Origin of the sequence: Caulobacter sp. CCG-8 (genome assembly GCF_037402475.1) — a bacterium.
In the GTDB taxonomy this organism is placed as follows: Bacteria; Pseudomonadota; Alphaproteobacteria; order Caulobacterales; family Caulobacteraceae; genus Caulobacter.
The window spans coordinates 20952-43444 of the sequence record NZ_JBBEUD010000026.1 but is presented as its reverse complement, the minus strand read 5'-3'; the positions used below and the strand labels follow the sequence as shown (position 1 = coordinate 43444).

Below are 22493 nucleotides of genomic sequence, written 5' to 3'. Positions count from 1 at the left end.
CCATTCCGGATCGGTGCGTCGGGTGGGAACACGCCGCAAGGGCATGTCCCCGGCTTCAGGCCTGGCCCACCGTTTCGAACATGCAGGCGGCCATGGCCTCGTCCGGGGTCTTGGCGCCGTGCAGCAGGAAGTCGAAGGCGGGGTAGAAGCGGTCGGCGGCTTCCACGGCGGCGTCGATCATCGAGGCGGCCTGGGCCATGGTCGGGCGTTCGCCGGCCGGCAGGGCCAGGGCGTGGCGGAAGACCACCTCGCCGTCGTCGGTCCAGACCTCGAAATGGCCCAGCCAGACGCGCTGGTTGATCATCGACAGCAATTCGTAGGCGGCGGGGCGCTTGGTCTTGGACGCACGCAGGTCCAGCGACAGGCACAACTGCAGGCAGTCGGCCTCGGGCCGCCAGGCGAACCACAGCTCGTAGTCCTTCCAGTCGCCGGTCAGGGCGAAGGCCAGGTCGCCGTCCTCGGTGCGGTCGAACGTCAGGTTCTCGGCCGCGAGCACGTGCTCGACGACCTCGAGGGGGTCCATCGCCAGCAGGACGTCGTCTTCTTCCGGTTGGGTGTCCATAAGAACCTTTGGCCCCCGGGGAGGGACAGGCCGTTGGGCCCGTCCAAATCACCCACTCGAGGGAGTCTAATCTGCTTCGCGGGCGGCGTCACAACCGCCTTCACGTCGAACGGGAACGAAACTCGCCTATTCGGCCGCGTTACCGGTCTTCTTGGCGGGGGCCTTGGTCGACGCCTTTGGGGCCTTGAGCTCGGCGATTTCGGCGCGCAGGGCGGCCACTTCCGCCTTCAAGGCCTCGAAATCGTCGCGCCGGATCAGGTCGAACTCGGCGGCCAGGCGGTCGGCCTGGGCCCGCATCGCGGTCTTGGCTTCCTCGCCGGCGGTCTGAGCGATGCCCATGGCGGCCTGGGTCAGCTTGGCGAATTCGTCGAGGAAGGGGTTTTGGCTGTGCATCTAGATTCCAGGGCCCGGCGCGGCTGCCCCCAAATCAGGGGCCAGCTCTTATATGGGAAACGAGGGATGAAAGCGAACCGGGAACAGGCTATGCCTGCGACCATCTGTCCGTCCGGAGCGCTCGCGGCGTGATCTTCCCCGACATCGACCCCATCGTCCACATCGGCCCCTGGGCCCTGCAATGGGGCCCGCTGGCCCTGCGCTGGTACGCCCTGGCCTATGTCGCCGGCATCCTGCTGGGCTGGCAGTACGCGATCCGGCTGGTCCGCGACGGCAATCTGTGGGGCGGCCAGAAGCCGACCGCCACCTCGGTGCAGATCGACGACCTGGTGCTGTGGATCACCCTGGGCATCATCCTGGGCGGCCGGATCGGCTACGTGCTCTTCTACATGATGCTGAACGATACCCAGCGCGGCGGCCTGGCCGAAAACCCGCTGACCGTGTTCAAGATCTGGGAGGGCGGCATGTCCTTCCACGGCGGCTTCCTGGGCGTCTGCGCCGCGATCGCCCTGTTCGCCCGCCAGCAGAAGATCGACATGCTGAAGCTGGGCGACCTGGTCGCGCCGGTCGTGCCGATCGGCCTGTTCTTCGGCCGCTGCGCCAACTTCATCAACGGCGAGCTGTGGGGCCGGGTCACCGACCACCCGTTCGGCATGATCTTCTGCAACGACACGATCCGCGCCGCCAACGACGGCCGCTGCCCCGCCGGTCCCGAGCCCCGCCACCCCAGCCAGCTGTACGAGGCGGCGCTGGAGGGCGTGGTGCTGTTCCTGATCCTCAACTTCGCCGCCTACCGGCTGAAGTGGCTGCAGCGCCGGGGCGCGCTCGTGGCCACCTTCCTGATCTGCTACGGCCTGTTCCGCGCCGCGCTCGAGAACGTGCGCAATCCCGATCACGGCATGCCCGCGTTCCCGTTCGGCCTGACCATGGGGATGATCCTGTCGATCCCGATGCTGCTGGTCGGCGTCTGGCTGCTGCTGCGCGCGCTGCGTGAACCTGTTCCCGCTCCCGTCGCCGAAACCCATGAGCCTGCTTGACCGCCTGCGGGCCCAGATCGCCCAGGACGGCCCGATCAGCGTCGCCGAGTACTTCACCCGCTGCCTGCACGACCCGCGCGACGGCTACTACGCCAACCGCCCGGCGCTGGGCGAGGGCGGCGACTTCCTGACCGCGCCGGGCGTCAGCCAGATGTTCGGTGAGCTGATCGGCCTGTGGCTGCTGGAGACCTGGACCCGCATGGGCCGGCCCTCGCCGGTGCGGCTGGTCGAGATGGGCCCGGGCGACGGGACCCTGATCTTGGACATCCTGCGCGCCGCCCGCCTGCTGCCCGACTTCCTGGCCGCCGCCGACCTGTGGCTGGTCGAGGTGTCGCCGCCCCTGCGCCAGGCCCAGGCCGACCGGCTAGCCGACGCGCCCCTGACGCCGCGCTGGGCCGACCGGCTGGACGCCGTGCCCGCCGGCGCCCCGCTGCTGCTGGTCGCCAACGAGGTGCTGGACTGCCTGCCCGCCCACCAGTTCGTGCGGACCGGGACCGGCTGGGCCGAACGGATGGTGGGCCTGGACGACAAGGGCGAGCTGGCGTTCGGCCTCCGCGCGCTCACCCCCTCCGCCGATCGTCGATCGGCGCCGCCTCCGCGCGGAGAGGATCTGCCTCCTGGAACGGTCGTCGAATCCTCGCCCGCCCAGGCCGCCCTGGGCTCGGAGATCGGCCATCGCGTCGCCCGCGACGGCGGGGCGGCCCTGCTGATCGACTACGGCCGCGACGCGCCGGGCGGGGGCGACACGCTGCAGGCTCTTAAAAGCCACGCGAAAGTCCCGCCCCTGGCCGAGCCGGGCCAGGCCGACCTGACCGTCTGGGCCGACTTCCCCGCCGTGCTGGCCGCCGCCCGCGAGGCCGGGGCCGGAACGGGACCCATCCTGACCCAGGGCGCGTTCCTGCAAGGCCTGGGGATCGAGGCCCGCGCCCAGGCCCTGGCCGCCGCGCGCCCCGACCAGGCCGAAAAGCTGGCCCGGCAACTTGATCGTCTGACCGGACCGGCGCAGATGGGCGAGCTGTTCAAGGTCGTCTGCCTGTCGGCGCCCGGCCTTTCTCCTCCGCTTTTCGAGGACGCGTGATGACCGCTGAAGACCTGCCCACCGTCCAGTCGCCGCTGCTGGCCGCCGTCGCCGGGGTCAGGCACGCCTTCTTCACCCGCCAGGGCGGGGTCTCGACCGGCCTCTATTCCAGCCTCAACGTCGGACGCGGCAGCAAGGACGACCCGGCCGACGTGGCCGAGAACCGCGCCCGGGCCGCCGCCTGGTTCGGGGCCGCGCCCGAAGACCTCAACACCTGCTTCCAGATCCACTCGACCATCGCCATCGTCGCCGACGGCTCGTGGGGCGACGCCCGGCCCGAGGGCGACGCGGTGGTGACCAAGACGCCGGGCGTGGTCTGCGGGGCCCTGCACGCCGACTGCGCGCCGGTGCTGATCGCCGACCCGGTCGCCCGCGTGGTCGCCTCCGCCCACGCCGGCTGGCGCGGAGCCCTGGACGGGGTGGTCCAGTCGGCCGTCGACCAGATGGTCGCCCTGGGCGCCCAGCCCGCGCGCATGGTCGCCGCCGTCGGCCCCTGCATCGGGCCCCAGTCCTACGAGGTGGGCCTGGAGTTCCTGCACCGCTTCGAGGCCGACAGCCCCGGCTCCGGCCGATTCTTCGCGCCCGGCCAGACCGACGACAAGCGCCTGTTCGACCTGCCGGCCTTCGTCCTGGATCGTCTGGACACGGCGGGCGTCGGCCGCAGCGAATGGGTCGGCCGCGACACCCGGACCGAGGCCGATCTGTTCTTTTCGAACCGCAGGGCCTTCCTGGCCGGGGAGTCCGACTACGGACGGCTTCTCTCGGCGATCGCGTTGGAAGCGTGAGTACGTCGAATAACGGCACTCAGTGGAAACACGGGGTTGTTCCCGCGCCCGAGGCTGCTAGAAGCCCCCGCAACGGCGACACCCCTTCCCGAGACAAAACCATGAAGCTGCTGTCCGGCAATTCGAACCGCACCCTGGCCCAGTCCATCGCGGAGTATCTCGACATGCCGCTGACCCGCGCCCAGGTGCGCCGGTTCGCCGATCTCGAGGTGTTCGTCACGATCGACGAGAACGTCCGCGGCGAGGACGTCTTCGTCATCCAGTCGACCAGCTATCCGGCCAACGACAACCTGATGGAGCTGCTGATCTGCATCGACGCGCTGAAGCGCGCGTCGGGCAAGCGGATCACGGCCGTGCTGCCCTACTTCGGCTACGCCCGCCAGGACCGCAAGACCGGCGGCCGCACCCCGATCTCGGCCAAGCTGGTGGCCAACCTGATCACCCGCTCGGGCGCCGACCGCGTCCTGACCATGGACCTGCACGCCGGCCAGATCCAAGGCTTCTTCGACATCCCGACCGACAACCTGCTGCCCTCGCGCCTGCTCGCGGACGACATCCACAAGCGCTACAAGATGGGTTCCGACCTGATGGTCGTCTCGCCCGACGTCGGCGGGGTGGTGCGGGCCCGCGCCCTGGCCAAGCGCCTGGACGACGCCGACCTGGCCATCGTCGACAAGCGCCGCTCGGCCCCGGGCGAGAGCGAGGTCATGAACATCATCGGCGACGTGAAGGACCGTCGCTGCATCCTGTTCGACGACATCGTCGATTCCGCCGGCACCCTGTGCAACGCCGCCGCGGCCCTGATGGCCCAGGGCGCCAAGTCGGTCTCGGCCTATGTCACCCACGGGGTGCTGTCGGGCGCGGCCGCCGAGCGCGTGGCCAATTCGGTGCTGACCGAGCTGGTGGTCACCGACTCGATCGAGGCCTCGGACACCGTCAAGGCCTGCAAGAAGATCCGCTACGTCTCGTGCGCCCCGCTGATCGGCGAGGCCATCCGCCGGATCGCCAACGAGGAATCGGTCTCCAAGCTGTTCGACTAGGGCGCCCCCGGAGACGTGTCCAAAAGACGCCTCATGCGGGAACCGTCACGGCTTCACACGCCTTTTCGACGGCGACGCTTGTCAACAGAGGGTTAACGGGCTGACTGTCACAATCTCGCCCGCGCGCCAGTGTTATGGCGGGCGCTCTATGTCATTGGGGATGTTCTCGGAATGCTTTCCACCACGCGTACGCGCGCCGCGCTGACGGCCATCGCCGTGGTCGCCGCCACCTTGCTGGCCAGCTGCGAGACGCCGCCGCCCCCACCGCCTCCGGTCGTCGCCGCCCCGCCCGCCCCGCCGCCGATCACCCTGTCCTCGAGCATCGTCGAGAAGGCCAGCGCCTTCCGCGGCTACATGCAGCGCGCCGGCGCGATCGGCGCCCACTTCGACAACGGCGACCAGATCCAGGCCTCGCTGAAGGTCGGCGTCGCCTACGAGCCCAAGCAGTTCCTGTCGGGCGCCACGGCCTACGCCGCCGTCCTGGCCCTGCAGGACCCGACCTTCGTGGCCTCGGTGCGCAGCTTCGCCGCCGACCCGACCCAGCGCCAGCAGGTCATCAACCAGATCATCGCCGACCCGGCTTACGCCGTCGGCTTCAAGGGCAGCGACACCGCCGCCGGCCGGATCATCGACACCCTGGGCGGCGACGGCCTGAGGCTCTACGCGGCCGGCAAGGCCGTGAAGCAGGCGGCCTACGACGTCCAGCGCTCGAAGTGGTCGACCCTGCCGGTCCTGGACCGCGACGGCCGCCTGGCCTACGCCAAGACCATGTCGGCGACGCCCGCCCTGGCCGACAGCGCCGACGTGGCCGCCCTGCGCGAAGCCTCGCTGAGCGGCCTGTCGTCGGCCTCCGCCCCGCCGGCCATCCCGGTGGTGGACGCGCCCGCCGCTCCGGCCGCCGCCGGTCCGCGCTCCGCCCCGCCGCCCTACAAGCCGCTGGTGATCCGCGGCCTGGCCGTGGCCGCCCTGGCCGCCCTCGGCGCGGCCGGCGACGACAAGCTGGCCCTGATCGACGCCGTCATGGCCGAGCCGGCCAGCGCCATGTGCCTGAACATGGGCAAGCTGAACCTCTACCAGTGCCTGGCCGTGGCCAAGCCGCACTACGAGGACGTCTTCTGCCTGGGTCAGCACGTCATGATCGACACCGGCGCCTGCGTGATCAAGGCGAGCGGCGCCGAGATGCCCTACGAGCCGCCGCCCCCGCCCAAGCCCGAGCCGGCGGTCAAGAAGAAGGTCCCGGCCAAGAAGGGCGCCGCGACCAAAAAGAAGAGCTAAGCGGCTCTACAGCCTGCTCTTTCGTCGCACTTCGAACGGCCGCCCGTTGCATCGGGCGGCCGTTCTGTGTATGGAGCGCGACCCAAAAACGCCGACCGGGCGAGACAATCCAGTCTTGTGCGGCGGTTTCGCATTTCGAGAGCACGGGGCTCTCCAGAGAGACAAGACATGGCCGAGATCATTCTCAACGTCGAACTTCGCGACCGCGCCGGCACCGGCGGTTCGCGCGAAACCCGCCGCCAGGGCAAGGTCCCCGGCGTGCTGTACGGCGGCAACAAGGCCCCGGTGAACATCGCCGTGAAGGGCAACGAATTCCGCAAGGCGCTCTACACCGGCAAGCTGCTGGGCCACCTGGTGACCCTGCAACACGGCGACGAGAAGCAATCGGTCATCGCCAAGGCCGTGCAGTTCCACCCCGTCACCGACGAGCCGATGCACTTCGACCTGTACCGCGTCGACGAGCACCAGCTGATCAAGATCGAAGTGCCGGTGCACTTCAAGAACCACGACATCTCGGTCGGCCTGAAGAAGGGCGGCACGCTGGAAGTCATCCGTCACACCGTCGAGCTGGCCTGCCCGGCCGACAAGATCCCCGAAGAGCTGGTCATCGACCTGGCCTCGCACGACATCGGCGACGTGATCCGCATCTCGGAAGTGAAGCTGCCGGAAGGCGTGCGCCCGGCCATGGACCGCGACTTCGTGATCGCCAACCTGAAGGCCTCGGCCGCTTCGCAATCGAGCGAAGGCGACACCACCACCGCCGAGGGCTAAGCCCTTCGATCGGGCTTTCCGATCCGGTATTCGAGACGGGCGGGCTTCACGGCCCGCCCGTTTTTCGTTCAGGCGTCCATCCTTGGGTCTTACGCGATGCTGATCCTCGCCGGCCTCGGCAATCCCGAGCCGAAATACGAGAAGAACCGCCACAACGTCGGCTTCATGGCGGTCGACGCCCTCGCCCGCAAATGGGGCACGGCGCCGTGGCGCGCGCGCTTCCAGGGGCTGGCCTGCGAGGGCCAGGTCGACACCCCGAACGGCCCGGTCAAGCTGCTGCTGCTCAAGCCCAAGACCTACTACAACGAAAGCGGCCGCGCCGTGGGCGAGGCCATGAAGTTCTTCAAGCTCAAGCCGGCCGACGTGATCGTCTTCCACGACGAGATCGACATGGCCCCCGGCCGCTTCCGGATGAAGGCCGGGGGCGGGGCGGCGGGCAATAACGGCATCCGCTCGACCACCAGCCAGATCGGCGACGGATTCCGTCGCGGCCGGATCGGCGTGGGCCATCCCGGCCACAAGGACGCGGTGATGCACTATGTCCTGGGCGACTTCCACAAGGTCGACCACCAGTGGCTGGACCCGATGCTGGACGCCCTGGCCGACGCCCTGCCCTTCGCGGCCGCCGGCGACGACGAGCGCTATCAGGCCGAGGTGCTGCGTCTGGCCCCCGCGCCCAAGGCCGATCCCAAAAAAGCCGCGCGCCAGGCCGACTAGAAGGGGCCGGCCAGGCCAAAGATTGACGTTCGCTCGCCCAGGGGACAAAGACCCAAGGCAGAGCTTGGAGCCGCAAGATGTTTCCCGCCATCGGCCTATCGCTGATCTTCTCGATCGCCCTGTGCGTCCACGTGGTGCGCACCCATCAGCAGATGTACTGGCTGTGGATCATCCTGGCGTTCCAGCCGCTGGGCGGGCTGGTCTATCTGCTGGCGATCATCGCGCCCGAGTTTTTGGGCGGGGCCAAGGCGCGCCGGGTCGGCCAGGCCGCGCGCGACATCCTCGATCCCCAGCGCGAATACCGGGCCGCCACCCAGGCCGTCGACGACGCCCCCACCGTGGCCAATCGCGCCCGCCTGGCCGCGGCCGCCTCGGGCCTGGGCAAGCACGCCGAGGCCGAGCGGATGTACGCCGAGGCGCTCCAGGGCATGTACGCCGACGACCCGCAGCTGCTGTTGGGTCGCGCCGTCGCCCTGATCGAACTGGACCGCGCGGCCGAGGCCCTGCCGCTGCTGGAGGGGTTGAGCGCCCAGTCGCCCGCCGCCCGCACGCCGAACGTCGCCCTGGCCATGGGCCGCGCCTACCACGCCCTGGGCCGCCAGACCGAGGCCGACACCGCCCTGCGCTGGGCGGCGGCCCACCTGCCGGGCTTCGAGGGCATGGCGCGCTACGCGGTGTTCCTGGCCCAGACCGGCCGCAAGGACGAGGCCCGTGAGGCCCTGGCCGAGATCGACAAGCGCCTGGCCAAGACCCACTCGCACTTCCGCAAGGAAGCCCGCGGCTGGCGCGACCTGGCGGCCAACGCGGTGGGGTGACTACTCGCGTGCGCGCCCGTCGCCGATCAGCATGTGACCCAGCCAGCTGACGACGCCGACCACCAGCGAGCCGAAGATCCCGGCCCACAGGCCGTCGACCACGAAGCCCTTCAGCATCCAGCCGACCAGGCCCAGCATCGCGGCGTTCACCACCAGCAGGAACAGGCCCAGCGTCACGACGGTGATCGGCAGGGTCAGCACGAAGACCACCGGCCGGACGATGGCGTTGACCACGCCCAACAGCACCGCGGCGACCGCCAGGCTGGTCCAGCCGCCCGGCACGGCGATGCCCGGCACGATCTCGGACGCCAGCCACAGGCCGAGGGCGGCGATCAGGGCACGGATGATGAAGCGCGTCACGGAAGCCTCCTTGGCGTCAAGCGCGACCATTAGATGGGCGCCGGCCCCATCCCGGCAAGTCCGCCGAATGGCTTGCGTCGACTATCCGACGATGCGCAGCCTGATTGATGACTAAGGTGCGGTCTTCGGCCTTGGCCACGGGAACGCTTTTCGCCTGATGACAACGCCGATCCTCGACCACCTGCGCGCCACGACCCGCGACCTGCACGACGGCCTGGAGGCCCGGCTGGACGTGTTCACCCGCGTCGCCGATCCCCTGCGTCGCCGCGACATGGTGGGCCGGTTCCTGGCCTTCTACCGCCCCGCCGAGGCCGCCCTGGCGCGGCTGCTGGGCGACGAGCCGGACCTGGAGTTCGACGCCCGCCGCAAGGTGCCTGCCCTGGAGCGCGACGCGGCGACCTTGCGGGCCGTCGCCTCGACCGACGCCCCGCTGGCCCTGCCGACCGACCGCGCCGAGGCCCTGGGCTTCCTCTACGTGCTGGAAGGCTCGACCCTGGGCGGGCGGGTCATCGACAAGCAGCTGCGCGTGCGGGGACTGTCGCCTGAGGGGCTGAGCTTCTTCCAGGGCTACGGCGAGGCGACCGGGGCGCGGTGGAAGGCGTTCTGCGCCGTGCTCGAGCGCGCCGGCGACAAGGCCGCGGCCGCCCGCGGCGCGCGCTCGGCCTTCGTCCAGATGGAAGCCTGGATGTGCGGAGTTCCGGCATGAGTGCTTCCGGCCCCACCCCCGAGCAGATCGCCTCCTGCGATCGCGAGCCGATCCACATCCCCGGCGCCGTCCAGCCGCACGGCGTCCTGCTGGTGCTGGACCGCGACAGCCTGGAGATCCGCCACGCGGCCGGCGACGTGGCCGGGCTGCTGGGGGCGGAGACCTGGATCGGCGTCGCCGCCGGCGCCGTGCTGGGCGACACCCTCGCTCAGCGCATCGCCGCCGTGACCGCCTCGGGAAGCGGCGGCTTCGTCGGCGCCCTGCGGGTCGCCGGGCGGGCCTTCGACGTCAGCGCCACTTTCCAGGCCGACAAGGTGCTGGTCGAGATCGAGCCGGGCCTGGACCAGGCCCTGACCGGCGCCCAGATCCTGGCCCAACTGGAGGCGGCGGCCGCCGCCTTCGAGCGCTGCCCCGGCCTGAAGACCCTGTACGACCGCGCCGCGACCGAGTTCCGGCGCCTGACCGGCTACGACCGGGTGATGATCTACCGCTTCGGCGAGGACGACGCCGGCGAGGTGGTGGCCGAAAGCCGCGCGGCCCACGTCCAGGCGTTCCTCAACCACCGCTTCCCGGCCAGCGACATCCCCAAGCAGGCGCGGGCCCTGTACGTGCGCAATCTGGTGCGGGCCATCCCCGACGCGACCTACGTTCCCGCGCCCCTGCTGCCGCCACTCCAGACCGATCTCGACATGAGCGACTGCGCCCTGCGCAGCGTCTCGCCGGTGCACCTGCAGTACCTGCGCAACATGGGCGTCACGGCTTCGGCCTCGGTGTCGATCGTCAAGGACGGGCGGCTGTGGGGGCTGGTGGCCTGCCACCACGAGACGCCGCGCCTGCTGCCCTACGACATCCGCGCCGCCTGCCGCGCCCTGGCCGGCGGCCTGGCCCGCCAGATCAAGGCCAAGGAGGAGGCCGAGACCTATCGCGAGCGCCTGCGGCTGCGGTCGCTGGGCGACGACGTGATCCACGCCCTGGCGCGAGCCGACAACGGCGACTTGGCGCTGGAGGAGCATCTGCGCGACCTGCAGCGCCTGGCCGACGCCGACGGCGTGGCGGTGTTCCGCGAAGACCGCATCGAGGTGGCGGGCAAGGCGCCGCCGCACCTGGCCCTGGCGATGCTGCGCGACTGGCTGCTGGAGACGGCGGGCGACGGGGCCGCCGCCACCGACCAGGCGTCGACCGACATCCCCGACGCGGTCGCGTTCCGCGCCCTGGCCTCGGGCCTGATGGGCGTGGTGGTCGAGCGCTCGCCGCTGCTGGCGATCCTGTGGACCCGGGCCGAACACGTCGAGACCGTGCGCTGGGCGGGCGAGCCGGTGAAGGCGACGACGCCGGACGGGGTCCTGACCCCGCGCGCCTCGTTCGACGCCTGGACCCAGACCGTGCGCGGCCGCTCGCGTCCGTGGACCGCCGGCCAGACCGGCGCGGCCCTGCGCCTGCGCGACGACCTGATCGACCTGCGCCGCGCCCGTCGCACCGCCGAGCTGAACGCCCACCTGCGCGCCACGCTGCAGGACAAGGACGAGCTGCTGCGCCAGAAGGACTTCCTGCTGCGCGAGGTGAACCACCGGGTGCAGAACAGCCTGGCCCTGGCCGCCAGCTTCCTGACCATCCAGATGAAGAGCATCGACGATCCGGTGGCGCGCGGCCCGCTGGAGGAGGCCAGCCGCCGCCTGACCGCCGTGGGCCTGGTCCACCGGCGGCTCTATCGCGGCGACCAGCTGGAGACCGTGGCCCTGGACCGCTACCTGACCGAACTGGCCGAGGAGATGGTCGGCACGCTGGACGAGGCCTGGTCCCGCCAGCTGCGTGTCGACGCCGCGCCGGTGACCGTGCCCACCGACAAGGCGGTGATCATCGGCCTGGTGGTCACCGAGCTGTTCATCAACGCGGTGAAGTACGCCTATCGCGGCCAGCCCGGCCGGATGGACATCGGCCTGGTCGAGGACGGCGACCGTCTGCTGCTGACCGTCGCCGACCAGGGCGGCGGCAAGCAGGGCCCGCGCGTGGGCTTCGGCAGCAAGATGATGGACGCCCTGGTGCGCCAGATGGGCGGGGTGCTGACCTACCACGACAACGCCCCGGGCGTGCGGGCCGAGCTGTCAGTGGGTCGTTTTTGAGGACTTTCTCCGCGGGCTTTTAGGGTGACGTCGCGTCGCGCGGCATTTTGCGCTTGTAAAAGTGAGAATGAACGTTCATTCTCACTTCCGTAGCGCCAATACCCGAGTCCGGGTGTCGGACATTACAAATCTGTTACCGCCCTTAACTTCGCCGCAACGCCTCCCTATCTGACCCATTCTGGTGGGGGTGATGGCGCGCGAAACGACGGGCGGATCCGCACCAAGGGGATAGTTTTCCATGGCCGTGAATTCTCTATCGGTGATGTCGCCGGACGGCGGCCTGTCGCGTTACCTCACCGAAATCCGCAAGTTCCCGATGCTGGCCAAGGACGAGGAGTTCATGCTCGCCCAACGCTGGAAAGAGCATCAGGACAGCGAAGCCGCCCACAAGATGGTCACCAGCCACCTGCGTCTCGTCGCCAAGATCGCCATGGGCTATCGCGGCTACGGCCTGCCGATCGGCGAGGTGATCTCCGAGGGCAACGTAGGCCTGATGCAGGCCGTCAAGAAGTTCGAGCCCGACAAGGGCTTCCGCCTGGCCACCTACGCCATGTGGTGGATCCGGGCCTCGATCCAGGAGTATATCCTGCGCTCGTGGTCGCTGGTGAAGATGGGCACGACCGCCGCGCAGAAGAAGCTGTTCTTCAACCTGCGCAAGGCCAAGAGCCAGATCAGCGCCTTCGAGGACGGCGATCTGCGCCCCGAGCAGGTCAGCGCCATCGCCACCAAGCTGGGCGTGCTGGACAGCGAGGTCATCTCGATGAACCGCCGCCTGTCGGGCCCCGACGCCTCGCTGAACGCGCCGCTGCGCGCCGACGGCGAAAGCGAGTGGCAGGACTGGCTGGCCGACGACGACCAGGTGTCGCAAGAGACCGTCGTCGCCGAGAACGAGGAGAAGTCGCTGCGGATGTCCCTTCTGGAAGAGGCGATGGTCGAGCTGACCGACCGCGAGCGGCACATCCTCACCGAGCGCCGCCTGAAGGACGACCCGACCACCCTGGAAGACCTGGCCTCGCAATACGGCGTCAGCCGCGAACGGGTCCGCCAGATCGAGGTCCGCGCGTTCGAGAAGCTGCAGAAGTCGATGCGCGAAGCCGCCATCGCCAAGAACATGGTCGAGGCCTAAAAGCCTTAGACCTTTCCAAGACTGGAGCGCCCCGGATCGAAAGGTCCGGGGCGTTTTTCAATGACGGATACCGCCGCCTTGGCCCTTCCCCAGCTGATCCTGCTGCCCGGCCTGTTGAACGACGCCGAGCTGTGGCGCGACCAGATCTCCGGCCTGGCCGACGTCGCCCGCTGCCGGGTCGCCGACCTGACGCGGGGCGAGAGCCTGCGCGAGCTGGCCGAGCAGGTGCTGGTGATCGCCGAACCGACCTTCGCCCTGGCCGGCTTCTCGATGGGCGGCTACGTGGCCCAGGAGATCGCCCGGATCGCGCCCGAGCGCATCGAGCGCCTGGCCCTGATCGACACCGCAATCCGCGTCGACACGCCCGAGCGGGCCGCCCAGCGCCAGGCGACCAACGCCGCAGCCCGCCGTCCCGGCGCCTTCCTGGGCATCGCCGACCGGTTGATGGCGGCCTATGTCGATCCCTCGCGCCTTTCGGACAAGGACCTGACCGGCCGGATCCAGGCCATGACCCAGCGGCTGGGCCGCGACGTCTTCCTGCGCCAGAACGCCCTGCCCCGCGAGGACGGCGAAGCGGCGCTGCGGGCCCTGCGCTGCCCGGTCGTCATCATCTGCGGCGAACACGACGCGATCACCCCGCTGGCCGGCCAGCACGAGATGGCCCACGCCATCGGCTGCACGCACATGGTGATCATCCCCAACGCCGGACACATGACGCCGATGGAGGCCCCGGAGGCCGTCAACGCCGCCCTGCGTCGCTGGCTGGCGCGCTAGAAGCGTTCCAGCTTCAGCGCCGCCTTCACCGCCCGCCAGTCCACCAGCTTGAAGTTCTGCCGCTCGCGGTCGGTCGACGGCGTTTCGCCCTCGACGTCGACATCGTCCTGCATGACCACCAGGCCTTCGGGATAGGCGCCGACCACGCCGCCCATCGCCGCCACGCCGTCCGTGCCGGTCACCCCGTCGACGCCCTTGGCGGCCACCACCGAGAAGCGGCCGGCATAGATCGGCTGCGCGCCGTCCACGCGCCACACGCCGAAGGCGCTGTCGCCCTGGCTGGAGGCGATCAGCCAGGTCTTGGCGCCCTCGCGCAGCAGGGTCAGGCCCTCGACGTCCGGCTTGAGCATGTCGGACGGCGCCGCGGCCACCAGGGTGCGGCCGGCGTGCTTGGCGGGGTCCAGGTCGTAGCGCCAGATCCCCTTGGCCTCCTCGCCGATATAGAGCACGCCCTTGGCGTCATCGACGACGCAGCCCTCGGTCTGGCTGCCGACCGCGAAGCGCTGCTCCTCGGTGGCCGCCGGCTTGCCGTCGGGACCCACGGCGACGCGGAGCTGCCGCACCTGGCCGTCCGTGCCGTCGACGATGACGATGAAGCTGTCGCCCCGTCGGCCCATGCACAGGCCGTACGGCTCGGCCAGGTCGAGCGGCGCCAGGCCCCAGGGCTCGACCTTCAGGGTGGCGGGATCCATCAGGTAGAGCGCCGCGCCGATTCGTCCGCGGTCGCTGGCCGCGATCAGCACGCGCTCGCCCTTCGCCGTGGCCAATCCGCCACGCAGGTCGACATTGTTGAGCTTGCCGTCGGGGATGAAGCCGGTGACCGCGCCGGTCAGGTCGTACGTGTACAGACCAGCCTGCTTGTCGGTGCCGAAGATGACGCCCCGCGAGGGATCGCGCGGATCGACCCAGATCTCCGGATCGTCGGCCGCGTCGGCGCGCTGGGTGGCCACGGATTGGGTCTCGCCGGCCGCCGGAACGGGCGTTCCCACCCCCACCAGCATCTTGCCGGAGTCCGACTTCGCCTCCGGGTCGACGGGCTTGCAACCCGCCAGAAGGAGAGAAATTCCCAGCGCTGTCGCAAAATTGAAACAAAACTGTCGACTAAACATCACTGCCCCCAAGATGATGGCGAATTTATGCCCCGCCGCGTGAAATCACGTGCGACCGGCTCCGTCAACAGGAGCTCGCCGACGATGGGGGAAATCACGTATGAAGACCAAGCTGTTCGCCCTGGCCGCGCTCGCGCCGCTGGTCCTGGCCGCCGCGCCGATCGCCGCCTGGGCCGCTGAGGCCGACGCCGACGCGCCGGTCGCCACCGCCGCCGATGCCCCGGCCACCGCCTCGGAACTGGTCGTGCAGGCCCAGATCGCCTACCGCAACCGCACCGACCAGGCCGCTCCGGTCCTCGACTACGGCCTGGACTACTTCCAGCGCTTCGAGCCCCTGACCGCCGGCGACGCGCTGAAGCGCGTGCCCAGCGTCGCCTTCCTGTCGGACGTCCTGGAGTCGGACGGCGTGCGCCTGCGCGGCCTCGACCCGGCCTACACCCAGATCCTGATCAACGGGGAGAAGGTGCCCGGCGCCGGCTCCGGTTCGGGCGCGTTCGGCTCGGGCGCAGACTCGGCCTTCTTCGTCGACCGCATCCCGGCCGAGCTGATCGAGCGGATCGAGATCGTCCGCAGCGCCTCGGCCAACCGCAGCGGCGACGCCGTGGCCGGCGCGCTGAACATCGTGCTGCGCGACGCCTACGCCCTGGACGGCGGCTTCGTGCGCGCCGGCGCCCTGATGTTCGATGACGGCCGCATCCGCGAGACCCTCGGCGGCGTTTGGGGCGGTCAAGTCGGCCCCGGCCGCCTGCTGATCGGCGCCAACATGCAGGGCCGCCGCAACCCGAAGAACAAGCTCAGCCTGCGCTACGACGAGCCGGGCGCGGCGATCAACAACAGCGAAGTCCAGACGGACGTGCGCAACGGCACGGACTACTCGTTCAACGCCAGCTACCAGACCCCCCTGGCCGGCGGCGACTTCGACCTGAGCGGCTTCTTCGTCCACACCGACCGGTACCAGAACGAAGACTCGATCGAGTACAACAAGGACATCCGCAACAACGCCAACCTCTCGACCCTGAACGACAACGACGTCGACATCGAGCAGGACAGCTACGCGATCAACGGCAAGTACAGCCACGAGATGGCCGGCGGCACGACCAGCCTGAAGCTGGGCTACGCCTCGTTCAAGGACAAGGAAGCCGAGTTCGAGGACGAGACCGAGTACCTGCGCGACGCCACCCCCTATCCGGACGGCGACCGCATCACCCGCGACAAGTCCAAGACCGACCTGGAGGACACCGAGTTCTCCGCCAAGCTCGAGCACAAGCGCGACCTCTCCGAGGGCGTGACCCTGCAGTTCGGCGTCCAGTACGAGAAGAAGCAGCGCGACCTGCTGGTCACCGAGGTCCCGCGCAACCGCTACAACCTGCCGACCAACAATCCGCCGGCCTTCGGCCCTTATGCGGTGATCGACGGCGGCGACGCCTCGTTCGAGCAGACCCGGATCGACCCCTACGTGATGCTGGACGGCAAATCGGGCGCCCTGAAGTGGGAAGCGGGCCTGCGCTACGAGACCACCGACGTCACCCTGCAGGACCGCACGATCCCGTCCACCACGGACGTCGACTACAAGTTCCTGCTGCCGTCCGCCTCGGTCCGCTACAACGTGACCGCCGACGACCAGATCTACGTGTCGGGCGCCCGCACCATCCGCCGCCCCAGCTTCGACTACCTGTCGCCGGCCCTGCTGACCGCCGAGCTGGGCGACAACGACTTCATCGGCAATCCGGAACTGAAGCCGGAAAGCGCCTGGGGCCTGGACGCCGGCTACGAGCGCCGGATGGGCAAGCAGGGCGTGGTCGGGGTCAATGTCTTCTACCGCAAGGTCAAGGACCTGATCGAGCTCACCAACACCGGCGCGGAAGGCGACGAGGGTCCCGGCACCTTCGTCTACTCGGCCCGCAACACCGGCGACGGCAAGGTCTGGGGCGTGGAGTTCGACCTGTCGACGCCGCTGACGGCGATCGGCCTGAAGAACACCGGCGTCTTCCTGAACTACTCCTGGCTGGACAGCGACGTGAACGACGAGTTCGGCTCGCGCAAGTTCAACAGCCAGTCGGACTACGTGTTCAACATCGGCTTCATCCAGGACCTGCCGACCTGGGGCGCGGCGTTCGGGGCCACCTACCGCAAGCAGGGCGAGGCCTACAGCCGCGTCGTGGGCGAGGAAGTGACCACCACCTATGACGGCGACCTGGAGATCTTCCTCGAAAAGCGCATCGGCAAGGACCTGACGATCCGCCTGACCGCCTCCAACCTGCTGGACGGCGAGAAGAAGGAGACCTTCAACAAGTTCACCACCATCGAGGACCAGAAGGACCGGAATTTCGACGAGTACGAGATCGAGCGCGAGAACGCCGGTCCGGTGTTCCAGCTGATCGCCCGCCTGGCCTTCTAGGCGGCGGCCTGGTTCGGAACGACGAAGGGCGGCGTCCTCGGACGCCGCCCTTTTTCGTGTCGATTCCGGCTTCGTCTAAGACGTCAGGCCGCGCCGCGGCCGCCCTTGTCGTCCTCGACCAGGAAGCCCATCAGGCCGTCGATGCGCTTGAGCAGCTCGGCCCGGCCCATGCCGCCCGCCGTGACGGTCTCCAGGGCGGCGGCGGCCTGGACGAGGCGGTCGTCCCTGACCGCTTCCCCGACCTTCTTCAGCTCGACCGCCTGGGCGGCCAGGGCGCGGCGGGCCTGGGCCGGATCGGTGTCCAGGGCCGAGGCGGCCGACTTGACGATGCGCAGGGCCTGGGACAGGCGCGCCGCGGGCGTGCCGCTGGCGTCGGCCTTGCGCTTGCGCGGCCCGGTATATTCGGCCGAGTTGAAGCGGCGGCGGTCGGGTCCGACGTACTGCACGGCCTCGACCCAGTCGCGGGGCTTCAGCGCCACCGCCTCGAGCCGGCGCTCCAGGTCCTTGATCGTGAAGGGCTTGCGCATGAACTCGTGGATGCCCGCGTCGCGGGCCCCGAAGATCGCCTCGGCCGTCGCCTCGGCGGTGCACATGATGATCGGGTTCTCGCGGCAGGCCAGGTCGCTGCGGCGGATCTTCTTGGCCAGGGCCAGGCCGTCGCAGCCGCTGGAGGCGTGCTCGACGAAGATCAGCATGGGGTCGACGGTGCGGGCCATGCCCCAACCGGCCTCGATGCTGGCGGCGTGGAAGATCTGGATATGGCCGACGTGGCGCAGCTGGTCGGCGAGCAGGCGCACGGCGGCGGTGTTCGGGTCGACGATCAGCACGCGCTGCATCTTCGCCGCGATACGCTGCAAGGTGCGGATGTTGCCGTCGAACACGAGTCCCGGAAGCTCCAAAGGTATTTCGACCGCACACTAGGCGGTCGATGGTAAAAATCCGCTTGATAGCCGCCTATTGCGACAGAACGTCCCCGGCTAGGCCGCCAGGCTGACGCTGAGACTGGCGTCGAAATCTTGCAGCAAATCGATCGCGTCGTCGATGTCGGCAACCAGGGGCATGCCGGCCGGGAAGCGATATCGCCAGAAGCTGGCGATGTGGGCGATCGCCCCGACCTTCTCGCCCAGCGACAGGAACATGTCCGGCGCGCGCAGCAGGAATTCGCGGAACGCGTTGGGCTTGCCGTTGTCGATCAGGTCGTCGAAGGCCCGGTCGTAGACGTCCAGCGCCCGCATGATCGCCTTGCGCTCGGCCAGTATGCCCTGGCGCAGACGCTTGCGGACGTCGTCGAGGAAACGCTGGGTCTCGGCGTCGCGGTTGCCGGTGATGGTCAGGCGGGCGATCTCCCCGCTCACCGTCTCCAGCTCGGTCCACAGCCGGGTCAGCATCCACTTGTAGTAGAGGAAGCCCTTCCAGCTGAAGACGCCTTCCTTGAAGCTCTCGCCGTCCATGACCAGGGTTTCGCGCAGCGGCTCCAGCCGCTCATCGACATGGGTCGACAGCAGGGCCTCGACCAGGCGGGCGGCGTGGGCGCCCGGCGTGACCCGGCCGGTGTCGCGGTAGGCCAGGTTGATCAGGTGCGAGATCTGCACCGACACGAAGCTGTGCATCTGCTCCATGTCGGCGCTGGAGAGCGAGAAATAGGCCGACGACACCGACAGGCCGTGGCGGCGCAGGTGCTCGCGCAGCAGGAACGGGTCCAGCGAGGGGAGCTTGTCGATCAGGCGCAGGGTCGCGACGTCGCGCGCCATGTCGGTGTGCTCGTTGCAGGCCTCGCGCAGCAGGTCCACCCAGCCGCGCTGGCCCACGAAGAACGACTGGCCGCCCAGGCCCAGGTCGCTGCGCTCGAACGGGATGATGATCTTGGTGGCGTTCGGCCGGACTTCGTCGAACAGGAAGATGTCGTCGGTCCGCAGGCGGTGCTTGACCACCAGGGCGGTGTTGAGGATGCGGTTGCGGAACAGCGGCGCTTCGGCGTGCTCCGGCCGGTGGCCGCTGCGGCTCTCGATGGCCAGCAGGTTCAGGACGCGGCTGGTCGACGCCTCGCGGTCAAGCGCCCGCAGGCTGCGCGTCAGCCGATCCGCCTTGTTGGCGGACTTCATTAAACGACGCGCGACGGCCAATGACGGCGAACCTCCTTAGAGCCTTTAGCCTCACATGGATAATGTGAGGCGTCTAAAGGCTCTAAATCAAAAGTGCAGCGCGTGGCCGGCGCCGAAACCGCTCACACTTTCGGCTGCCACGCGCTGTGGAAGCCGCCGTCATAAGGCCTGGCCTGCTAAGCAATCGTAACTGGACCGTCGAAAAGGTTGGGCGATCAGCCCTGGAACGGATCGCGCATCAGGATGGTGTCGTCCCGCTCGGGGCTGGTCGACAGCAGGGCCACCGGGGCGCCGATCAGTTCCTCGACGCGGCGCACGTACTTGATGGCGTTGGCGTTGAGGTCCTTGAACGAGCGGGCGCCGGCGGTGCTTTCGCTCCAGCCTTCCATCTCCTCGTAGATCGGCACGGCCGCGGCCTGGTCGCGCATGCCGGCCGGCAGGTAGTCGACGACCTTGTCGCCGATCTTGTAGCCGACGCAGATCTTCAGGGTCTTCAGGCCGTCCAGCACGTCCAGCTTGGTCAGGGCGATGCCGTCGATGCCGTTGATGGCGACAGATTGGCGCACCAGCACCGCGTCGAACCAGCCGCAGCGACGCGGACGGCCGGTGTTGACGCCGACCTCGCGGCCCACGGTCGACAGGTGCTTTCCGACCTCGTCGTCCAGCTCGCAGGCGAACGGACCTTCGCCCACCCGCGTGGTGTAGGCCTTGACGATGCCCAGCACATAGCCCGGCCCCTTGGGGCCCATGCCCGAACCGGCGGCGGCCTGGCCGGCGACAGTGTTGGACGAGGTGACGAACGGATAGGTGCCGTGGTCGACGTCCAGCAGGGCGCCTTGCGCGCCCTCGAACAGGATGCGCTTGCCGGCCTTGTGGGCCTGGTCCAGCAGGCGCCAGGCCGGCTGGGCGTAGCCGAGGATCTTCGGCGCGATCTCCATCAGCTGGTCGAACAGCGCCTGGCCGTCGGCCTCGGGCAGGCCCAGGCCCCGGCGCAGGGCGCCGTGGTGGCTGAGCAGGCGCTCGATCTTCGGCTTCAGCGCTTCCGGGTCGGCCAGGTCGGCGACGCGGATGGCGCGGCGGCCGACCTTGTCCTCGTAGGCCGGACCGATGCCGCGGCCGGTGGTGCCGATCTTCTGGGTCGAGGCGGCCTCGCGCGCCTGGTCCAGGTCGCGGTGCAGCGGCAGGATCAGGCAGGCGTTGTCGGCCAGGACCAGCAGGTCGGGCGTGATGTCCACGCCCTGGTCGACGATCTTGCCGATCTCGGTCAGCAGGTGCCAGGGATCGACCACCACGCCGTTGCCGATGACCGAGGTCTTGCCTTGCACCACGCCCGACGGCAGCAGCGCCAGCTTGTAGACCTTGCCGTCGACCACCAGGGTGTGGCCGGCGTTGTGGCCGCCCTGGAAGCGGACGACGACGTCCGCCCGGTTCGACAGCCAGTCGACGATCTTGCCCTTGCCCTCGTCGCCCCACTGGGCGCCGACAACGGTCACGTTGGCCATGTTCAGATATGCCTTATCACCTGCCGAAAGGCGCCCGCGGCCCTTCGACAGGACTCGGCGGCGGACGTTTCATCTCTTGTGATCGGCGTGACGGCCCTGCTGAAAAAGCGGGCCGCCCGGTTCAGAACTTGTAGACCAGCCGGACCCCGGCGTCGTCAAGCCCCTGGTTCTTGCCCTGGTGGAAGATCTGGCCGTTCGACAGGTGGACGTAGCTGAGCTCGCCCGACCAGCGGTCGTTGAACTGATAGCCCAGGGCCAGTTCCGGCTCGAACAGCACCTTCGACCCGAAGTCGATGCGGGTGTTGTAGAGCTTCAGGCGGCGGTCGATCTCGGCCTGGGTCAGGCCGGGCTCGTTGACGGGCGGCAGGCCGGTCTCGCCGTCGGTATAGGCCAGGCCCATGCCCGGACGCAGGTAGAAGCCGCCCGGCTTGCCCAGCTCGATATGCCAGTCGAAGCCGGCGGCCACGAAGTTGGAGGTGTTCTCGCTGTTGATCGAGATCATCGCGTGGACCTGCGGCTTGCCCAGGAAGCGCAGGCTCTCGATCTTGTCGGTGCGGTAGCCCAGGTGGATGTCGACGCCGTCCTCGCGGCCCGCGGCGCCCAGGCCGACGGCGTTCCCCACGAAGGTGACGTCGTGCTTGTAGGCGCCGACGAAAACTTCCCCGGCGAAGGCGGGCGCGGCGACGGCCACGGCGGCGCAGGCCGCGGCGGCGAACAAGGCTTTCTTCACGGAAGGCTCCCCAGCGATTTCGAGTGTCCTCTTACCTCCTGAACGGCGCCGCTCGCAAAGGGTTTCGGCGGCGCTTGGGGAGCGATAGAGGTTCCTGCATGAGCATCGCCCTGCCCGACATCCAAGCCGCCGCCGCCCGCCTCGAAGGCCAGGCCGTCCGCACGCCCCTGATCGAGAGCCCGGCGCTGAACGAACGCCTGGGCGGGCGGGTGCTGATCAAGCCCGAGACCCTGCAGCGGGCCGGGGCCTTCAAGTTCCGCGGCGCCTACAACCGGCTGTCCCAGCTGACCGACGCGGAACGCAGGCGCGGGGTGGTCGCCTTCTCGTCGGGCAACCACGCCCAGGGCGTGGCCCTGGCGGCCCAGCTGCTGGGCTGTCCGGCCCTGATCGTCATGCCGTCCGACTCGCCGGCCGTGAAGGTCGAGGGCACGCGCGGCTTCGGGGCCGAGATCCGCTTCTACGACCGCTTCACCGAGGATCGCGTCGCCATCGCCGACCAGATCGCCGCCGAGCGCGGCTGCGTGGTGGTGCCGTCCTACGATGACCCGCACATCATCGCCGGCCAGGGCACGGTGGGGCTGGAGATCGTCGAGCAGGCCCGGGCCCTGGGCCTGACGCTGGACAAGGTGCTCAGCCCCGTCGGCGGCGGCGGCCTGATCGGCGGCGTCTCCACGGCCGTGAAGGCCCTGTCGCCCTCCACCCAGGTCTGGGGCGCCGAGCCCGCCGGCTTCGACGAGACCCGCCGCTCGCTGGAAAGCGGCGAGCGCGAGACCATCGACCCCGACGCCCGCTCCTTCTGCGACGCCCTGCTGACCCCGATCCCGGGCGAGCTGACCTGGGCGATCAACAGCAGGACCCTCAGCGGGATCGTGGCGGTCACCGACGCCGAGGTCGCCGAGGCGATGCGCTACGCCTTCTCGGTGCTGAAGCTGGTGGTCGAGCCCGGCGGCTGCGTGGCCCTGACCGCGGCCCTGACCGGCAAGATCGACCTGAAGGGCCAGACGGCGGCCATCGTCTGCTCTGGCGGCAACGTCGATCCGGCGCTGTATGCGCGGGTGCTGAACGGGGAGATCTAGGGCCGGGGACATGCGCT

At 69.4% G+C, this 22493-nt stretch carries 22 protein-coding genes; 14 read left to right on the top strand and 8 right to left on the bottom strand.

Features of this window, described 5'->3' with window-relative positions; all coding sequences use genetic code 11:
• Positions 1–55: 55 nt before the first annotated feature.
• Entirely contained in the window at positions 56–562 is a 507-nt protein-coding gene (locus tag WAE60_RS21235) for a YbjN domain-containing protein (RefSeq protein WP_029912089.1), read from the bottom strand.
• A 126-nt stretch (positions 563–688) separates the two neighbouring features.
• The gene (locus WAE60_RS21230) at positions 689–955 is read right to left on the bottom strand and encodes an accessory factor UbiK family protein (protein ID WP_337688563.1); all 267 of its coding nucleotides are present in this window, start codon (positions 953–955) and stop codon (positions 689–691) included.
• A 128-nt stretch (positions 956–1083) separates the two neighbouring features.
• Between WAE60_RS21230 and lgt the strand changes: the two genes are divergently transcribed.
• From lgt to WAE60_RS21190, 8 genes are all read left to right on the top strand, one after another.
• The gene (lgt, locus tag WAE60_RS21225; protein WP_029912084.1) at positions 1084–1992 is read left to right on the top strand and encodes a prolipoprotein diacylglyceryl transferase; all 909 of its coding nucleotides are present in this window, start codon (positions 1084–1086) and stop codon (positions 1990–1992) included.
• Positions 1979–3070 carry a class I SAM-dependent methyltransferase gene (locus WAE60_RS21220; protein ID WP_337688561.1) on the top strand — a complete coding sequence of 364 codons (1092 nt, stop codon included), beginning with the start codon at positions 1979–1981 and terminating at the stop codon, positions 3068–3070. The genes lgt and WAE60_RS21220 overlap by 14 nt, the downstream gene beginning before the upstream one ends.
• Positions 3070–3855 carry a peptidoglycan editing factor PgeF gene (pgeF, locus tag WAE60_RS21215; protein ID WP_337688559.1) on the top strand — a complete coding sequence of 262 codons (786 nt, stop codon included), beginning with the start codon at positions 3070–3072 and terminating at the stop codon, positions 3853–3855. Before WAE60_RS21220 ends, pgeF begins: the two co-directional genes overlap by 1 nt.
• 101 nt (positions 3856–3956) lie before the next feature.
• Complete coding sequence (locus WAE60_RS21210; RefSeq protein WP_029912072.1) at positions 3957–4895, top strand: ribose-phosphate pyrophosphokinase; 939 nt, start codon at positions 3957–3959, stop codon at positions 4893–4895.
• Positions 4896–5066: 171 nt separating this feature from the next.
• Positions 5067–6170, top strand: coding sequence for a hypothetical protein (locus WAE60_RS21205; RefSeq protein WP_029912068.1), 1104 nt, complete (start codon positions 5067–5069; stop codon positions 6168–6170).
• Between the two features lie 168 nt (positions 6171–6338).
• Positions 6339–6941 (top strand): 50S ribosomal protein L25/general stress protein Ctc, encoded by a 603-nt coding sequence (locus WAE60_RS21200; protein WP_029912067.1) that lies wholly within the window; start codon positions 6339–6341, stop codon positions 6939–6941.
• A gap of 96 nt (positions 6942–7037) precedes the next feature.
• Positions 7038–7658, top strand: a complete 621-nt coding sequence (gene pth, locus WAE60_RS21195) for an aminoacyl-tRNA hydrolase (RefSeq protein WP_029912065.1) — start codon at positions 7038–7040, stop codon at positions 7656–7658.
• A 77-nt stretch (positions 7659–7735) separates the two neighbouring features.
• Positions 7736–8473, top strand: a complete 738-nt coding sequence (locus WAE60_RS21190; RefSeq protein ID WP_337688555.1) for a hypothetical protein — start codon at positions 7736–7738, stop codon at positions 8471–8473.
• Here WAE60_RS21190 and WAE60_RS21185 read toward each other — a convergent pair whose 3' ends face one another.
• Entirely contained in the window at positions 8474–8833 is a 360-nt protein-coding gene (locus tag WAE60_RS21185; RefSeq protein ID WP_029912061.1) for a phage holin family protein, read from the bottom strand.
• A gap of 157 nt (positions 8834–8990) precedes the next feature.
• Between WAE60_RS21185 and WAE60_RS21180 the strand changes: the two genes are divergently transcribed.
• From WAE60_RS21180 to WAE60_RS21165, 4 genes are all read left to right on the top strand, one after another.
• The gene (locus WAE60_RS21180) at positions 8991–9539 is read left to right on the top strand and encodes a biliverdin-producing heme oxygenase (RefSeq protein ID WP_051695570.1); all 549 of its coding nucleotides are present in this window, start codon (positions 8991–8993) and stop codon (positions 9537–9539) included.
• Complete coding sequence (locus WAE60_RS21175) at positions 9536–11659, top strand: GAF domain-containing protein (RefSeq protein ID WP_337688551.1); 2124 nt, start codon at positions 9536–9538, stop codon at positions 11657–11659. Before WAE60_RS21180 ends, WAE60_RS21175 begins: the two co-directional genes overlap by 4 nt.
• Before the next feature lie 238 nt (positions 11660–11897).
• Positions 11898–12785: an RNA polymerase sigma factor RpoH gene (gene rpoH, locus WAE60_RS21170; protein ID WP_029912055.1), complete on the top strand. Its 888-nt coding sequence runs from the start codon at positions 11898–11900 to the stop codon at positions 12783–12785.
• Positions 12786–12845: 60 nt separating this feature from the next.
• Entirely contained in the window at positions 12846–13559 is a 714-nt protein-coding gene (locus WAE60_RS21165; RefSeq protein WP_337688549.1) for an alpha/beta hydrolase, read from the top strand.
• Here WAE60_RS21165 and WAE60_RS21160 read toward each other — a convergent pair.
• Positions 13556–14560 carry a phytase gene (locus WAE60_RS21160; RefSeq protein ID WP_337688547.1) on the bottom strand — a complete coding sequence of 335 codons (1005 nt, stop codon included), beginning with the start codon at positions 14558–14560 and terminating at the stop codon, positions 13556–13558. The genes WAE60_RS21165 and WAE60_RS21160 overlap by 4 nt on opposite strands.
• Positions 14561–14768: 208 nt before the next feature.
• On the opposite strand from WAE60_RS21160, the gene WAE60_RS21155 reads away from it, so the two are divergent.
• Positions 14769–17066: a TonB-dependent receptor gene (locus WAE60_RS21155; RefSeq protein ID WP_337688545.1), complete on the top strand. Its 2298-nt coding sequence runs from the start codon at positions 14769–14771 to the stop codon at positions 17064–17066.
• Between the two features lie 83 nt (positions 17067–17149).
• Here the strand turns inward: WAE60_RS21155 and WAE60_RS21150 are convergent, their stop codons facing one another.
• The 4 genes from WAE60_RS21150 to WAE60_RS21135 form a co-directional block, all read right to left on the bottom strand.
• Entirely contained in the window at positions 17150–17947 is a 798-nt protein-coding gene (locus tag WAE60_RS21150; protein WP_337688543.1) for a response regulator, read from the bottom strand.
• A gap of 96 nt (positions 17948–18043) precedes the next feature.
• Positions 18044–19168: a hypothetical protein gene (locus WAE60_RS21145; RefSeq protein ID WP_337688541.1), complete on the bottom strand. Its 1125-nt coding sequence runs from the start codon at positions 19166–19168 to the stop codon at positions 18044–18046.
• Positions 19169–19383: 215 nt separating this feature from the next.
• Positions 19384–20670, bottom strand: a complete 1287-nt coding sequence (locus WAE60_RS21140) for an adenylosuccinate synthase (protein ID WP_337688540.1) — start codon at positions 20668–20670, stop codon at positions 19384–19386.
• A gap of 121 nt (positions 20671–20791) precedes the next feature.
• Positions 20792–21400, bottom strand: coding sequence for an acyloxyacyl hydrolase (locus WAE60_RS21135; RefSeq protein ID WP_337688538.1), 609 nt, complete (start codon positions 21398–21400; stop codon positions 20792–20794).
• A gap of 98 nt (positions 21401–21498) precedes the next feature.
• Here WAE60_RS21135 and WAE60_RS21130 point away from each other — a divergent pair, with 98 nt between their 5' ends.
• Entirely contained in the window at positions 21499–22476 is a 978-nt protein-coding gene (locus WAE60_RS21130) for a threonine/serine dehydratase (RefSeq protein WP_337688536.1), read from the top strand.
• Positions 22477–22493 lie beyond the last annotated feature (17 nt).